Here is a 15,466-nt window from a genome sequence, read left to right as displayed (position 1 = left end):
TCCCGCCTCCGCGACCGCGGCGGCGCCGAATCGGCGATAGCGCTTTGTGGTATGCCGTGGCATACCACTGTATGAAGATCGTCATCGTGGGGTACGGTCGGGTCGGGTCCCGGACCGCCCGGGTCCTCGACGAGGAGGGACACGACGTGGTCGTCGTCGACAACGACCACACGAAAGTCGAGCGCGCGCGAGAGCGCGGCTTCCGGGTCATCGAGGGCGACGGGTCGAACCCGTCGGTGCTCGCCGACGCGGGCGTCGCCCACAGCGACGCCGTCGGCGCGATCACGGGCGACCCGAAGCTGAACTTCGACATCTGCATGGAGGCGAAGGAGCTGGGCGACTGCCGAACGGTGATGCGCGTCTCCGAGGACTTCCACGAGGAGATCTACGACGAGTTCGAGCGCGCCGTCGACGAGATCATCTACCCCGAGCGGCTCGGCGCCGCGGGCGCGAAGACCGCCATGCTCGGCGGGGATTTCAACGCGATCGGCGACCTCACCGAGCGGCTCCAGCTCGTGACGGTCGCGGTCGACGACGACGCCCCCGTGATCGGCGGCCACGTCAACGAGCTCTCGGTCGACGGCGCCCGGGTGTACGCCCACGGCCGCGCCAGGGAGCCGCTGACGATCCCGTTGCCCGGCACCACCGTCCGGTCCGGCGACCGGATCGCCGTGCTCGCGGAGACCGACCGCGTCGGCGACGTGCGCGCGGCGCTCCTGGGCGACTGACGAGCGCGTGGGGAAAGAGGCAGGGCGATGCCCTGGCAGGCGTGGTCGGGGGGCCGCGAGCCTGCGACGCGGATACCGGGCCGAGCGTGTGCGGCGCGCGAGGCCGGCCCGCCGCCGTCGGCGTCCCGCGGTCGACGGTCGCAGCGGTGTACGGTCCCGCGCCCGTTCGACGGGTCCGACCGCCCCAGTATAAAGCCGCGTCAGACGTGAGCGGTCCGTCAGACGCCCGTACGACCCGATTTCGACGGATGCACCTCGTTCGCGCCCCGCGCCGCCTCGCCGATCGACGGGAACGCTCTTGACGCGGGCTGTCGACCCATCCGCCATGCACGGAACCGGACCGCCGCTCGTCACGCCGTTCGACGCCGACGGAGATCTGGACGAGGCCGCCCTGCGCGACCTCGTCGGCTGGGTCGAAGATCGCGGGGTCGACTTCCTCGTCCCCTGCGGGTCGAACAGCGAGGCAGAGCTCATGACCGCCGAGGAGCGCGCCCGGACGATCGAGGTCGTCGCCGAGGAGGCCTCGGTGCCGGTGCTCGCGGGCACGGGCAGCCCCGGGAAACGCGAGACGCTGGCGGCGACCGACGCAGCCGCCGACGCGGGCGCCGACGCGGCGCTCGTGGTCACGCCGTTCTACTACGGCCACGACCAGGCGACGCTTTCGGCGTACTACCGCGAGGTCGCCGACGAGTCGCCGATCCCGGTGTACCTCTACTCGGTGCCGGTGTTCACCGACGTGACGCTGGAGCCGGAGACGGTCGGCCGCCTCGCCGACCACCCGAACGTCGCGGGCATGAAGGACTCCTCGGGGGACATCGGGGCGTTCCAGCGCACGCTCGACCGGACCGCCGACGCCGACTTCGATCTCGTGGTCGGCGCGGGCGGCGTCCTCGGGCAGGCGCTCGCGGCCGGCGGAACCGGCGGCGTGCTCGCGCTCGCCAACCTCGCGCCGGAGGCGACGACCGCGATCTACGAGGCACACGCGGCCGGCGACGACGACTGCGCCCGCGAACTCACCGCCGCCTGCGTCGAGTTGAACCACGCGATCACCGCCGAGTACGGCATCCCCGGGCTGAAGTACGCGATGCGCCGGCGCGGGGCGCCCGCGGGACACGCTCGCTCGCCCCACCGCCCGGTCGACGCGGAGGCGAAGGCGGCGCTCGACGACCTCCTCGACGACTTCGAGGACCTGCGCGGCGGCCTCTGAGGCGGCGCCGGTCGAACCTCCCTGCCTACTCCTCCCCGCTACACCTCCCGCTACTCCTTCCGGTCGTCCCCGTCGCCGGCGGCGTTCGTGCGGGTCGCCCGCGTCGCCGTCGCCTTGAACGAGGCGACCACCTCGCTCCCCTCGTGCAGGCCCAGCCGGTCCGCGCTGTCGACCGTGATCAGCGCCGAAAGCGGTTCGCCGGCCCCCACGTCGATCCGCACCTCGACGACCGCGTCGCCGCGGTCGACCGCCGCGGCGACGCCCGGGAACCGGTTCCTGGCGCTCGTCGCGTCGGGCGAGGGCGTCCCGCTCGGCTCGTGCAGCGTCACGGCGTCGGCCCGGACGCTCACCTGCACCGCGTCGCCGTCGGCCGGCTCCGGGTCGCCCACGGCGAGCGCCCGCAGCGGCCCGGCGTCGGTGTCGACGACCGCGAGCTCGCCCTCGCGCCCCGTCACGCCCCCGTCGAACACCGACTCCGCGGCGCCGGCGGTGCCCGCCAGCGCGGCCGTCAGCCGCTCGAAGCGCGCCAGCAGCGACTCGGCGTTCGCGGTCAGGCTGCTCCCGCCGCCGTCGGCGCCGCCGCGGCGCCGGTCGACCAGGTCGCCGAAGGCCGACTCCAGCGCCTCCAATCGCGAGAGCGCCCGCGCCCGCGACCGGCCCAGGTCGCTCGCGGCGCCGCTGACCGACCCCGCGGCCGCGATGGCGCGCAACAACGCGGCGTCATGTCCCTCGAACGTCGCCTCGCCGGCGGTGAGACTCGCCTCGAACCCCGCGGTCCCCTCGTCGCCGTTCGGCCCCGCCGCCCCGTTCGACCCCGTCGCGCCGTTCGATCCCATCGGCCTCGGGTTCGGCGACCCGCCGGAAAACCGTTGCGCGCGCCGTCCGGTAGCCGTTCGCGGGTGCGCGCTCCGACACGAAACGGTTCCCCGTTTCGAATCAGCGGTATCTGCCTTCGAGGTAACTGGTTCCCATAGCTATATGTGTCCGTGACCGATCGTTGTTCCTATGTCGAAACAACGGAACGACGGGCACGACGGAACGGCCAGCAGGCGGGCGTTCCTGGCGGCGGCGGCGACGGGCGTCACCGGCGCGCTCGCGGGCTGTGCGGGCATCGGCGGGGGACAGGAGGAGTCGGCCGGCGTTTCCGGCGAGACGCTGACGCTCACGACGACGACGAGCACGTACGACACGGGGCTGCTCGACGCGATCCACCCGGACTTCGAGGAGATGTACGGCGTGTCCGTCGACGCGGTCGCGCAGGGGACGGGCGCGGCCCTCGAGTCGGCGCGCAACGGCGACTCGGACGTGGTGATGGTCCACGCCCGCGGGCTCGAGGACGAGTTCCTGCGCAACGGCTACGGGGTCAACCGCCGCGACCTCATGTTCAACGACTTCGTGATCGTCGGCCCCGAGAGCGACCCCGCCGGGATCCGGGGCATGGACTCGGCGACCGAGGCGCTGACCGCCATCGCCGATGCGGAGGCGACGTTCGTCTCCCGCGGGGACAACTCCGGGACCCACACGAAGGAGCTCAACCTCTGGGAGGCCGCCGGCACCGAGCCGGGCGGCGACTGGTACCAGGAGACCGGCACGGGGATGGGCGAGGCGCTGAACGTCGCCAACCAGCAGGACGGGTACACGCTCTCGGACCGCGGGACGTTCATCTCTCAGCGCTCGGAGCTCGACCTCGTGATCCTGGTGCAGGGTCCCATCGAGGACGGCCCGGAGATCCTCGCGAACCCGTACGGGATCATGGCGGTCAACCCCGGCGTCCACGACAACGCCAACTACGACCTCTCGATGGCGTACATCGGCTGGATCACCAGCCCCGAGACGCAGCAGGCCATCTCGGAGTATCAGGTCAACGGGGAGCAGCTGTTCTTCCCCAGGGCGGTCTCCGAGGACCCCGACTTCCAGCAGTACGTTCCGGAAGGCTGGAGTAGCAACTCGACCGACGGGTGAGCATGCCGCTCGATCCGGTCGTACAGCTGCTTCCGGCGGTCGCCGGGCTCCCGTTCGAGGAGGGATACGTCTCGAGCGTCATCTTCGTCTCGCTGTACGTGAGTCTCATCGCGGTGACGCTGAGCACGCTGTTCAGCATCCCGGTCGCGCTGGTGATGGGGTTCACCGACTTCCCCGGCCAGCAGTTCGTGAAGTCTGTGATCAACACGGGGATGGGGTTCCCCAGCGTCGTCGTCGGCCTGCTGGTGCTGTTCGCGGTCTCCAACCAGGGGCCGCTCGGAACGTTCGACCTCATCTTCACCAAGGAGGCGATGATCATGTCGCAGTTCGTGCTCGCGACGCCGCCGATCACGGCGATCAGCCTCGCCGCCATCTCCGGCGTGAGCGACAACGTCCGCGACGCCGCACACGCCCTCGGCGGCACCCGGATCGACGTTGCGCTGGTGGTGATCAAGGAGGCGCGATACGGGATCGCGACGGCGGTCCTCGCCGGCTTCGGCCGCGCGATCAGCGAGGTCGGCTCCGTCCTCATCGTCGGCGGGAACATCACGAGCGCCGACGGGATCTCGAAGACCCGGACGCTGACGACCGCCATCCAACTCGAGGCTCGACAGGGGCAGTACGGTACCGCGATGATCCTCGGGGCGGTCCTGGTGGCGCTCGTGCTGCTGGTCAACGCGGTCGTCGTCCGGCTCGGTTCCGACGGGGTGACGAGGCAGTGATCCGGCTCTCGAACGTCTCGAAGGCCTACGGCGACGAGACCGTCGTCGACGACGCGTCGCTGTCGGTCGAACCGGGGGAGGTCGTCGCGATCATCGGCCCGTCGGGCGTCGGGAAGACGACCCTGTTGCGGGTCCTCGCGCTGTTCCTCCGCCCGGACGAGGGAACCGTCGAGCTCGACGGAACCTCGGTCTGGGAGGCCGACGATGACACCCGCCTGGAGCTCCGTCGACGGGTCGGCATGGTGTTTCAGGAAGCCAGCCTGTTCGACGCCTCCGTCGCCCGGAACGTCGAGTACGGGCTGCGGGTCCGCCGGGGGTGGGACGACCGGCTCCGCGACGGGCTCCGGTCGATCCTGGGGTCGAACGGGACGCCCGAGGCCGTCGAGGGGGCGCTCGACGTGGTCGGGCTCGACGACAAGCTCGGCCAGGAGGCCGACTCGCTGTCGGGCGGCGAGGCCCAGCGGGTCTCGTTCGCGCGGTCGCTCGCGTACGACCCGACGTACCTGCTGCTCGACGAGCCCACCTCCGACCTCGACCCGCGCAACACCGGACTGATCGAGGAGGCGATCCTCGAGGCCCGCGACCGCGGCCTCGGCGTCGTCGTCGCGACCCACGACATGCACCAGGCCGAACGGATCGCAGACCGCGTCGGCGTCCTGCTCGGGGACGGGTTCACCGAGGTCGGCCCCACCGAGACGATCTTCGAGGACCCGAGCGACGAGCGCACCCGCAAGTTCATCTCCGGGGAGCTGGTGTACTGACACCGATCGACTTCGATCGGTGTAATCGAATTCAATTACCGAACACGTTCGGTGTTGATCGATCCGGTTTCCGGACAGCCTCAAGTACGCCGCTAGCAACACTCGATCGTGGCGATCTCGGAGCGATTGGCGACCGACTACGGGGTCCGATTCGACGCCGGCGAGTGGACCGGCGCGTTGGGGGATTCGGTTACGGTTCTCCCGATAGTCGTCGGGCTGGCGGCGCTGACGCCCGTCTCGCTGGCGCACGCCCTGCTGTTCTTCGGCGTCTTCCAGGTCGTGTGGGGGCTCGTCTACGGGCTTCCCCTCTCGGTGGAGCCGATGAAGGCGCTCGCGGGGTTGGCGCTGGCGGGCACGGTCTCCGCCGGCGAGTACGTCGCCGCGGGCCTGCTTGCGGGCGCCGTCCTCCTCCTCGCGGCGGCGACGGGGGCGCTCGGGCGACTCCAGCGGTACGTGAGCGAGCCGGTGATCCGCGGCATCCAGCTTGCGGTCGCGCTGGTGCTCGTCCGCTCGGGGCTCGATCTGGGGCTGGCGAACCCGACGCTCGCGGTCGTCGCCGCCGGCGTCGCGGGCGTCGTCGCGCTGGCGGGGTTCCGCCGGGGCGCGTCGCTGGCGGTACTGGGCGTCGGCCTCGCGCTCGCGGTCGCGGACGCCGGAGTTCCAGCCGCCGACCTACCCGCGCTCGCGGTCTTCCCGGCGGCCGCGCCCGCGGTCACGACGAACGCGCTGTCGGCGACGACGGGGCAACTCGCGATGACCGTCGGCAACGCAGCCGTCGCGACGAGCCTCCTCCTGTCGGATCTGTTCGACGCCGACGTCTCGGCCGACCGGCTCTCGGGAAGCATGGGCGCGATGTGTCTCTCGGCGGTCCCGCTGGGCGGGATCCCGATGTGTCACGGCTCGGGCGGCCTCGCGGGCAAGCACGCCTTCGGCGCCCGCACCGGCGGCGCGAACCTCGTGCTCGGGGGGCTGTACCTCGCGGCCGTCCCGTTCGCGGGCGTCGTCGCCGCGTTCCCGATGGCCGTGCTCGGCGTCCTGCTCGTCGTGGTCGCGGTCCACCTCGGTCGCCGCGCGGTCGACGTGGACGGCCGCCGCGCGCTCGCGCTGGTCGCGCTCGTCGGCTGCGTCGGCCTCCTGTGGAACGTCGGCGCGGCGTTCCTCGTCGGTCTCGTCGCCGACGCGGCCCGCAAGCGGCTCGCGGCGGCGTGAGCGCGACCCGCGCCGAACGACCCGGCTTTTTGCGATGCGGCATCCCGGATAGCGTATGGAGACGTGGACCGCGCTGTTCGAGCGGGCGGAGGCGTTCGTCGTCGACGAGGCGGAGATCCGGTCGGCGCTCGCGGCACGCAGGGAGGGGACCCGCGCCGGCGACGGCACGGGCGACGATGCCGACACCGGCGACCGCGACGACGATCCGTCGCCGGACCCGCCGAGCGACGACCCCTCGCCCGCCCGCGTCGTCGCCGACGCGGACGTGCTCGCGGCGGATCTGCTGGTCGGCGGCGACGCTCGCGACGCACTCGACGGGCTCCGAAGCCACTCGTGGACGACGCTCGTCGCCAGCGACGATCTCGTCGCCGACGCGGAGGCGGTGATCGCCGATCTCGCGGACCCCGATATCGCGGCCGACTGGCGCGAGCGAGTGGAGGCGTGGCGCGATCCCGTGACTCAGCCGCCGGGCGATCACCCGGCGCTGGCGTCGGCCTACCGCGGCGGCGCGATGCACGTGCTGTCGTTCGACGAGCGGCTCACCGCCCCCGGCGCGGGCGCGGGACTCACCGATCGGTTCCCGGTGAGCGTGCGCGAGCCGCGGGCGTTCGCGACGCTGTTCGACGCGGAGAAGCTGTATCCGGCGGTCGCGGCGGGGGAGTATCCGGGACCGGACCGCGATCCGCGGGCGTGATCGTCGTCCGTGAGTGAGAAGGCGACCGAGGACGGAGCGAGCGCGGACTACTCGGCTCCGGGCGCGTCGACGCCGTCCGGCGGCGTGAGGTCGCGCTGGAACTCGTCGAAGACGTCGAGGTCGTCGGGCAGGTCGAACTCGATCGCGCGCTCGTCGGCGCGGTTCGTCAGCTTGTCCTCGACGGGGTCGGCGACGGACTCCCAGCCGGGCTTCACGCGGATGCTGCGGGCGGGCGACCCGACCGCGATGTGGTGGTCCGGTACGTCGCCCTGGACGGTGGCTTTCGCGCCGACGACGGCGTTCTTCCCGACGCGACAGCCGGCGGAGACCATCGAGTCGTAGGTGACGCGCGCGTCGTCGTCGACGATGGTGTGGTAGTTGTCGACGTGCGTCTGGTCGACGATGTCGTGGTCGTGGCTGTACAGGTGCGCAGAATCCGAGATGGAGACGCGGTCGCCGATCGTGAGCTTCCCGCGGTCGTCGAGGTGCACGTCGTCGTGGACGACGGTGTTGTCGCCGATCTCGATGTTGTGGCCGTAGGTGAACGTGATCCCCTTGAACAGCCGGAGGTCGTCCCCGGCGTCGGCGAACAGGTGGTTCGCGAGCATCTGCCGGAAACGCAGCGCGAACGCGATGTTGTCGGCCATCGGCGTCGCGTCGAACTGGCGCCACAGCCACTGGAGGTGCTTCGAGCGGGTGTACGTCTCCTCGTCCTTCTCGGCGTAGTACTCCGACTCCAGCGTCGCGTTACACGGATCGTACCCCTGGAGTCGGACGCGCTCGGCGGGCGTCACGTCGCCGCCGGCCTGCCACCGCTCGTAGGCGTCGCGGTCGCCGAACAGGTCCACGAGCGTGTCGCGGACGACCTCGCAGGTGTCCTCGTCCGACGATAGCCGGTCGTCCACCTGCTCGATGAAGGCCGTGACCCCCTCGTCCGCCTCCGCCGGGAGGGACACGTGGCGCTTGGTCATACCGCCTCGATTCGCCGTGACGAGTCATAGGAGTTCGGATATGCGAAGTCGGCGCCAACCCGCCGAGAACGAACACCCTGCCGCCGCGCACGCGGAAGCGACAGCGGTTAGGCCCCGCCTTCCCTGCGACCGACAATGACCGACCCCGAGGGCACGTCCAACGCCGGCGCGGACGCCGACGCGGAGTCGATCCGGTCGCGAACGCCCGCGTGGACCCGCGAGCAGGCGGGCGGACTCGCCCGCGTCGACGACGCCGTGAAGCCGGTGATCTACCCCCCGAGCGACCCCGTCAGCGACGAGGTGTACCTGTGGGACACCTGGCTGTTGCGCGAGCGCGACGGCGCCATCGCCGACGTGGGCGGCTACCGCGTCGCCTTCGCGCTCACCGCGCCGCGGGACCTCCTCCCCGGCAAGCGCCACGACGTGGCGACCATCCGCTGTTTCTACTCCGCCGACGGCGAGTCGTGGGCGTCGGCCGGGCCCGTCTTCGAGGGAAGCGAGCCGCTCGGCTCGCGCCAGTGGGCCGGCTGCGCGCTGTGGGACCCCGACGGCGAGGGGCCCTCTGACCTGTACTGCTACTACACCGCCGCCGGCGAGGCAGACGAGGAGGACCTGAGCTACAGCCAGCACCTCGCGCTCGCCACCGGCGGCACCCTCGTCGCCGACGGCGAGTCGCGGAGCGACTCGAACGGAGGCGGTGAAACCGCCGGAGACGGCCTCCGCGTCGAGGGCACCTTCACCCACGAGTCCCTGCTGCACCCGGACGGCGTCCGCTACGAGACCGAGGAGCAGTCCCGGGGGATGATCTACACCTTCCGCGACCCGTGGTTCTTCGAGGACCCCGCGACCGGCGACACCCATCTCCTCTTCGAGGCGAACGTCCCCGTCCCCGAGGACAGCGACGCCTGCGACGGCGACGCCGTCGGCCAGGAGTTCAACGGCGCCGTCGGGATCGCCGACTCGCCGACCGGCGACCCGACCGAGTGGGAGCTTCGCGACCCCCTCCTGCACTCCACGTGCGTCAACCAGGAGCTCGAACGCCCGCACGTCGTCGTCCGCGACGGTCGCTACTACCTGTTCGTTTCCAGCCACGAGCACACCTTCGCGCCGGGGATCGACGGGTTCGACGCGCTGTACGGCTTCGTCGCCGACGAACTGCACGGCGAGTACCGCCCGCTCAACGACACCGGACTCGTGCTCACGAACCCCGGGAACGCGCCGTTCCAGACGTACTCCTGGCTCGCGTTCCCTCACGAGGAGGAGCTGCTCGTCACCTCCTTCTTCAACTACTACGACCTTGAGGGCCGGACGCTGGATCAGGTCGCAGAGTTGCCGCCCGAGGAGCAGTTCCGCCGCTTCGGCGGCACGCTCTCGCCGACGATCCGGATCGACCTCGACGGCGACCGAACCCGGGTGCTCGGGAAGCTCGCACACGGGCACATCCCGCTCCCCTCCGAGGAGCTGCCCGAACTCGTCACCCGCGACGTGGACGCCGGCCGCGGCGGCTACGGCGGCTCGCAGTAACGGCGGTCGGACCGAATCCGTCCCCCACGCACCCTCGCCCCGCCTACCGCCCGGTCGACGTGGGCCACGTGCCGGCCATCGTCCACGCGTCGATCTCGACCTCCGCGTCGCCGCCGACCGCGAACGCCGACACGCGGTCGGCGTCCGCCCGCGTCGGGTACACCCGGGTCGTGAGACAGCGGCGTTCGTTCGCGAACAGCTCTAGCGTCGACCCGTCGACGAAGACGCGAAGCGAGACGGACCGCTCGGAATCGTCCCCGCCGTCGACTGGCATCCCGCGGGGCGCGCGGTTCACGCGCTCGTCGCCGCCGCTCTCGCTTCGATCGACGGTCACGGTCTCGCCGTCGTAGCGGATCACGGTGCGCTCGGTCGCCGCGGGCGACTCGAGCACCGAGAGGCCGACCGCCTCGGCGTCGCCGAGGCGGAGCGTGCAGTCGAGTTCGAGCGCGGCGCCGCGGGCGTCGAGCGGCCGTTCCTCCCCGTCGAGCGCGAGCGCCGCCGACAGCGCGTGGTCCTCGCGGGCCTCAGTCACCTCCGGCGCCGGGCGCTGTCGCAGGCGACCGTCCCCGTCGGTGTCGATCACCCGCGGGAGCGACATCGTTCCGGACCAACCGGCGTCCCACTGGGCGCTCCCGTCGCGCGTCTCGGGGAGCCATCCCCACGTGAGGTAGCGGTCGTGTTCCTCGTCCCACAGCGACTGCGGCGCGTAGAAGTCGCCGTGGTCGAGCAGGCCGGCCTCGCGCACGTGGAACTCCGGCGCTGCGGCGTCGCTCCCGGCGGGCGCCGACTGCTCACGGGTCGCTACGCTCCCCGTTCGCTCCGAGGGCTCACTCCGCTCGCCCTCGCTCCCGAGGTCCGCGTCGCCGAGGTAGTACGCCACCCGGTCGTCGTCGGAGACGTGTAGCAGCCGTGCGTCCTCGAACGTCAGGAGTTCGGGGCACTCCCAGACGGGGGCGCCGCGGGGCCCCTCGCCCGCGTGGAACACGCCGACGTACTCCCACTCGTCGAGCGTCTCGCCGCGGTACAACAGCGCCGCCCCGTCGCCCTCGTGGGCGTCGTCGATCCCGACCGGCCCGTCCGGCCCCCCCGAACCGGCGTCGTCCGAGCCGTCGACCACGGCTTCGCCGTCGCCGCCGTCGCCGCCGTCGGCGGCGGCGCGTCGGTCCGCCGTCTCGGTGACGCCGGAGCCGATCAGGTGGTACCAGACGCCGTTCTCGCGCCAGACGTTGTGGTCGCGGAACTCGGCGGCCCAGTCGGCCGTCTCGTACACGTTCAGCCCCTCGGGCGCCGACTCGATCACGGGGTTGCCGGCGTGTTTCTCCCACGAGTCGAGGCCGGGGTCGTCGGTCGTCGCGAGACACGGGAGCTGGTCGCGGCCGCGGCCGCCGGTGTACAGCAGCGTAGGGGTCCCGTCCGTGTCGATCACGGTGCAGCCGGACCAGCAGCCGTCGCGGTCGGGGCCGTCGGGGTCGGGCGCCAGCGCGACGGGTCGATCCTCCCAGTGAACGAGGTCGTCGCTGACGGCGTGGCCCCAGTGGATCGCGTTGTGGAACGGCCCGCCCGGGTTGTACTGGTAGAAGACGTGGTACTCGCCCTCGTACTCGATCAGCCCGTTCGGGTCGTTGAGCCAGTTCGCCGGCGGCGAGAGGTGGTAGGCGGGCCGGTGGTGGTCGTCCGCGAGGCGCTCGCGCAGCGCGACGAACCCCTCGGGCGTCGTCGGGCGTCCGGTGAACGCCGGCAGCGTCCCGCGCCCGAGCGTCGCGAACGCGTTCCGCAGCAGGCGCTCGCGCTCGTACCCGTGTCCGTCGTCCGGGCCGTCGAACCGGAGCGTGCCGCCGAGACCGAGGACGGCGCCGCCGGCGGCGCCAGGTCTGTCACCGTCCCCGCCGTCCGCGTCGCCGCCGACGCGCCACTCGATCACGGCCTTCTCAGGGTGGATGTCGTGGCCGCCGTGGGTCGCACACGCGAGCACGTCGCCGTTCGCCGGCAGGAGGTCGTCGTACCGTGCGTACGCCGCCTCGCCGCCGGGGCCGACGACGGAGATCCGCGGCGGCCCGCCGGCGTCCGGGTCGCCGAACCCCTCGAACAGCGGGTGGTCGCGGTGGATCTCGCGGACGCGGTAGCCGGCAACGTCGTCCGAGTGGGTCGCGCCGGTCGCGTCCGGCGCGACCGAGTCGATCCCGAGGGGCACGACCGCCGGGAGCGCCCGCGCGCTGAGGACGAGTCCGCCGCCCGCGTCGAGATACGCGCGGATCGCGGGGCCGGCGTCGGCGACGGGCGCGTCGCAGTCGTCGAACGGGGCGTCGCGGTGCCACCAGAGCGCGTCGAACGCGTCGAGGTCGACCTCGCCGGCGGCGACGGCCGACAGCGACACCGACTCGACCGACGCGGCGACCCGCTCGGCGACCGACCGCGCGGAGCGTCGTTCCGCGCTGTGCTCGTCGGCCGCGAGCACCCCAACGTGAACCGGGGCCGTGTGCATGGTTCGACGAAATAACTCGCGAGCGAAAAAGCGTTCGCGTCGCGGGCGCCGGGTGCCGGCGACGCGGCAACCGGTCTGCCACGCGACAACCGGGCCCGATAAGTGGCGTCCGCACCAACGCGAGCGCATGCAGTACCGAGAACTCGGCAACTCGGGCGTCGAAGTGAGCGAGGTCGCCTTCGGTGCGTGGGTCGTCGGCACCGATTGGTGGGGCGACCGCTCCGACGAGGACGCCGTCGACATGGTTCAGCACGCGCTGGACGAGGGCGTCACGTTCTTCGACACCGGCGACGTGTACGGCCACGGGCGCTCCGAGGAGCTCATCGGGGAGGCGCTCGGCGAGTACCGCGACGAGGTAACCGTCGGCACGAAGGTCGGCTACGACTTCTACAACAACGCGCAGGCCGGCCACGGCGAGATCCCGAAGGACATCTCGCCGGAGTACCTCCGGAACGCCGTCGAGCAGAGCCTCGACCGACTCGACATGGAATACCTCGACGTGCTGTTCCTCCACAACGCGAACGTCGACGAGGTGACCGACGAGGCGCTGGAGGAGCTGTACACGATGCGCGAGGAGGGACTGTACGACGCGCTCGGGTGGGCGCTGGGCCCCTCGATCGGCTGGCTCGCGGAGGGCGACCGCGCGATCGAACTCGACTTCGACGCGGTCCAGACCGTCTACAACCTCTTCGAGCAGACGCCCGGCCGCCACTTCCTCGACACGATCCGCGAGGAGGGCGCCGACACGAGCCTCATCGCGCGCGTTCCCCACTCCTCGGGCCTGCTCAACAAGCAGGTCACCCCGGACACCGAGTTGGGGAAGGGCGACCACCGTGCCCACCGCCCGGACGCGTGGTTCGAGACGGGCTGGGAGAAGATCGAGACCATCGAGTTCCTCGAACGGGACGGCGAGCGCACGATGGGCCAGGCGTCGATCCAGTACCTCCTCGACGACGAGGAGGTCGCCAGCGTCGTCCCCACGTTCCGTTCGCTCGACGACATCGACGAGTGGGCCGCCGCGCCCGACACGCCCCGCCTCAGCGACGAGGAGCGCCGCCGCGTCGACGAGCTGTACGCCGAGAACTTCGGGATCGACCGCGACGACGGCATGAGCCCGGAGAACTTCCGGACGTCCGTCGGCGGCGAGGACCTCCGCAGCGCCGGCGTGCTCCCGCCGGAGCCCGCCGACTGAGGGGGCTCCCGTGACCGACGACCGAACCCGGAGGTACGCCCGCCGGCTCGCCCGCCTCGCCGGCGCCACCGCCGCCGTCCACGTCGCGCTCGCGTGGTTCGTCTACCGCGACGCCGCCGACCGCGACGTGTCCGGGGCGCTGTGGGCCGCGATCACCCTTGTCGGCGGGCTCTTCGGCCTCGCCGGGTACCTCCGTCGCCGGTGACGATCCCACCATCGCAGTCCGTCGGCAACTGCCGGTCGTCGCCGGCGCACCGCTGACCGCTCGGTTGTCGTCGGACAGCCCGTTCGACGCCACGAGCGCGCTCGATTCTCGACCCCCTCGCTTCAGCTCGAAACCCGGGTACGGTGCGGGGGTCCCCCGTGAACTGTTCACATTCACTCCGCGGTATCGGCGACGACGACCTCGAACCGCGCGCCGCCGGCGTCCGCGTCGGTCGCGCGGACCGACCAGCCGTGGGCGCCGGCGATCTCCGCGACGATCGCGAGGCCGAAGCCGGTGCCGTCGTCGGCGGTCGTGTGTCCCCGTTCGAACACGGTCTCGCGGCGGTCCGGGGGGATCCCCGGCCCGTCGTCGGCGACGTAGAAGCCCGAACGGCCGACCCCGTCGATCCGGCCGACCGTCACGGTCACGTCGTCGCCGGCGTGGTCGACGGCGTTGCGGACGAGGTTCTCCAACAGCTCCCGCAGCCGGGAGGCGTCGGCGTCGACGTACCCCACGTCGTCGGCGACCGACAGCGACCCGCCGCCGTCGACCGTGTTCCACACGTCGAGGACGGTCCGCTCCAGCGACACCGGCTCGGTGTCGCCGACGGATCGCCCGGTGCGCGCGAGCGCCAGCAGGTCGTCGATGAGCGCGCCCATCCGCTCGTGGGCGGTCTCCATCCGGGCGATGTGCGGGCTGTCGCAGTCGTCGGCGAGCAGTTCGAGGCGGCCCTGGGCGACGTTGAGCGGGTTGCGGAGGTCGTGTGAGACGACGCTCGCGAACTCGTCGAGCCGTTCGTTCTGTCGGGTGAGTTCGCCCTCGCGCCGTCTGACGAGCGCCTCTCGTTCGGCCCGATCGAGGGCGGCCTCGACCGTGTCGGCGAACAGCTGCGTCAGCGCCACGTCGCCGTCGTCGAACCGTCCGGGGCGCTCGCTTCCCGCGAGAAAGACGCCGTGGTCGCCCAGCGGCATCACGAGCAGGCTGCGGATCGCCGACGCCGGATCGTCGACGTCCGGCGACCGCCGGACGTCCGGAAGCACTCGCTGCTCGCCGGCGTCGTACACCGTCCAGCCGACGCTCCCGGGCGTGATGTCGGGCACGTCGCCGTACAGTTCCCGCGTCTCGCTCGTCACGCTCACCGGGACGAGCCGCTCGCCGTCGCTCGCCCTGAGGTACACGGCGTTCAGCCGGAGATCGAGCACCTCGTGGGCGGTGTTCGTCGCCGACGCGGCGACGGCGGCGCTGTCGCGCGCTTCCATCAGCTCCCGCGTCGTCTCGTGGAGGCCGTTCAGCCGCGACTCACGCTCGAGGCCGTCGAGCGCGACGGCGGCGTGTTCGCCCAACGTCTCGACGAAGTCGAGACGGGCGTCGTCCGGCTCCTCCGGCGGCTCGGTCCCCGCGATCAACACGCCGTGATCCGGGATGGGAACCACGATCCCGCGGTGGGCCGCCGACCGTCGGTCGGCCACGGCGCCCAGGCGAAGCGGCTCCTCGCGTTCGTACACCTCGTACACGTCGTCGCCGGGGGCGTACGTCGGCGGCTCCCCCTCAAAGCGCTCGCGGACCGGCGCCGGGTACGCCATCGGGACGAGCCCGTGTCCGTCGTCCCCCTGGAGGTGAACGCCGGTCAGCGGGTAGCCGAGCACGCGCTCGCTCACGTCCACGACGACGCGACACAGCTCCGCACGGGTCGTCGCGCTCATGAGTTCCCGCGTCGCCGCGTACAGCGACCGGAGCCGGTCGTCGGCGGGGCCCGCGGCCTCGTCGGCCGTCATTACCGATCCGTCTCACAACCGCCGACATAAACCC

Annotated in this window: 14 protein-coding genes; 10 read left to right on the top strand and 4 right to left on the bottom strand. The window is 72.0% G+C overall.

Annotated features, from left to right (window positions below; genetic code table 11):
- Nucleotides 1–71: 71 nt before the first annotated feature.
- Nucleotides 72–728: a potassium channel family protein gene (locus K6T36_RS07565; protein WP_222920736.1), complete on the top strand. Its 657-nt coding sequence runs from the start codon at nt 72–74 to the stop codon at nt 726–728.
- A 325-nt stretch (nt 729–1,053) separates the two neighbouring features.
- Nucleotides 1,054–1,935, top strand: a complete 882-nt coding sequence (locus K6T36_RS07560) for a dihydrodipicolinate synthase family protein (protein WP_222923309.1) — start codon at nt 1,054–1,056, stop codon at nt 1,933–1,935.
- Between the two features lie 50 nt (nt 1,936–1,985).
- Here K6T36_RS07560 and K6T36_RS07555 read toward each other — a convergent pair whose 3' ends face one another.
- Nucleotides 1,986–2,771, bottom strand: coding sequence for a TOBE domain-containing protein (locus tag K6T36_RS07555; protein WP_222923308.1), 786 nt, complete (start codon nt 2,769–2,771; stop codon nt 1,986–1,988).
- 169 nt (nt 2,772–2,940) lie between these two features.
- Here K6T36_RS07555 and K6T36_RS07550 point away from each other — a divergent pair, with 169 nt between their 5' ends.
- From K6T36_RS07550 to K6T36_RS07530, 5 genes are all read left to right on the top strand, one after another.
- Nucleotides 2,941–3,897 (top strand): ABC transporter substrate-binding protein, encoded by a 957-nt coding sequence (locus K6T36_RS07550; RefSeq protein WP_222923307.1) that lies wholly within the window; start codon nt 2,941–2,943, stop codon nt 3,895–3,897.
- A 2-nt stretch (nt 3,898–3,899) separates the two neighbouring features.
- Nucleotides 3,900–4,619, top strand: coding sequence for an ABC transporter permease (locus K6T36_RS07545; RefSeq protein WP_222923306.1), 720 nt, complete (start codon nt 3,900–3,902; stop codon nt 4,617–4,619).
- A complete protein-coding gene (locus tag K6T36_RS07540; RefSeq protein ID WP_222923305.1) occupies nt 4,616–5,380 on the top strand; it encodes an amino acid ABC transporter ATP-binding protein in 765 nt (254 codons plus the stop codon). Before K6T36_RS07545 ends, K6T36_RS07540 begins: the two co-directional genes overlap by 4 nt.
- 108 nt (nt 5,381–5,488) lie before the next feature.
- Nucleotides 5,489–6,589 carry a putative sulfate/molybdate transporter gene (locus K6T36_RS07535; protein ID WP_225935203.1) on the top strand — a complete coding sequence of 367 codons (1,101 nt, stop codon included), beginning with the start codon at nt 5,489–5,491 and terminating at the stop codon, nt 6,587–6,589.
- 55 nt (nt 6,590–6,644) lie between these two features.
- Nucleotides 6,645–7,283: a DUF7384 family protein gene (locus tag K6T36_RS07530; RefSeq protein ID WP_222923304.1), complete on the top strand. Its 639-nt coding sequence runs from the start codon at nt 6,645–6,647 to the stop codon at nt 7,281–7,283.
- Nucleotides 7,284–7,330: 47 nt separating this feature from the next.
- Here the strand turns inward: K6T36_RS07530 and K6T36_RS07525 are convergent, their stop codons facing one another.
- Nucleotides 7,331–8,254: an acyltransferase gene (locus tag K6T36_RS07525; RefSeq protein WP_222923303.1), complete on the bottom strand. Its 924-nt coding sequence runs from the start codon at nt 8,252–8,254 to the stop codon at nt 7,331–7,333.
- Nucleotides 8,255–8,389: 135 nt separating this feature from the next.
- Between K6T36_RS07525 and K6T36_RS07520 the strand changes: the two genes are divergently transcribed.
- Nucleotides 8,390–9,778, top strand: a complete 1,389-nt coding sequence (locus K6T36_RS07520) for a glycoside hydrolase family 68 protein (protein ID WP_222923302.1) — start codon at nt 8,390–8,392, stop codon at nt 9,776–9,778.
- A gap of 43 nt (nt 9,779–9,821) precedes the next feature.
- On the opposite strand, the gene K6T36_RS07515 is transcribed toward K6T36_RS07520, so the two are convergent.
- Nucleotides 9,822–12,260 (bottom strand): GH32 C-terminal domain-containing protein, encoded by a 2,439-nt coding sequence (locus K6T36_RS07515; RefSeq protein WP_222923301.1) that lies wholly within the window; start codon nt 12,258–12,260, stop codon nt 9,822–9,824.
- A gap of 127 nt (nt 12,261–12,387) precedes the next feature.
- Between K6T36_RS07515 and K6T36_RS07510 the strand changes: the two genes are divergently transcribed.
- The gene (locus tag K6T36_RS07510; RefSeq protein ID WP_222923300.1) at nt 12,388–13,452 is read left to right on the top strand and encodes an aldo/keto reductase; all 1,065 of its coding nucleotides are present in this window, start codon (nt 12,388–12,390) and stop codon (nt 13,450–13,452) included.
- Between the two features lie 10 nt (nt 13,453–13,462).
- A complete protein-coding gene (locus K6T36_RS07505; RefSeq protein ID WP_222923299.1) occupies nt 13,463–13,657 on the top strand; it encodes a hypothetical protein in 195 nt (64 codons plus the stop codon).
- A 173-nt stretch (nt 13,658–13,830) separates the two neighbouring features.
- Here K6T36_RS07505 and K6T36_RS07500 read toward each other — a convergent pair whose 3' ends face one another.
- Nucleotides 13,831–15,432: an ATP-binding protein gene (locus tag K6T36_RS07500; RefSeq protein WP_222923298.1), complete on the bottom strand. Its 1,602-nt coding sequence runs from the start codon at nt 15,430–15,432 to the stop codon at nt 13,831–13,833.
- Nucleotides 15,433–15,466 lie beyond the last annotated feature (34 nt).

This window comes from Halobaculum roseum, assembly GCF_019880245.1.
In the GTDB taxonomy this organism is placed as follows: Archaea; Halobacteriota; Halobacteria; order Halobacteriales; family Haloferacaceae; genus Halobaculum; species Halobaculum roseum.
This window is presented reverse-complemented; position numbering and strand designations above follow the sequence as displayed.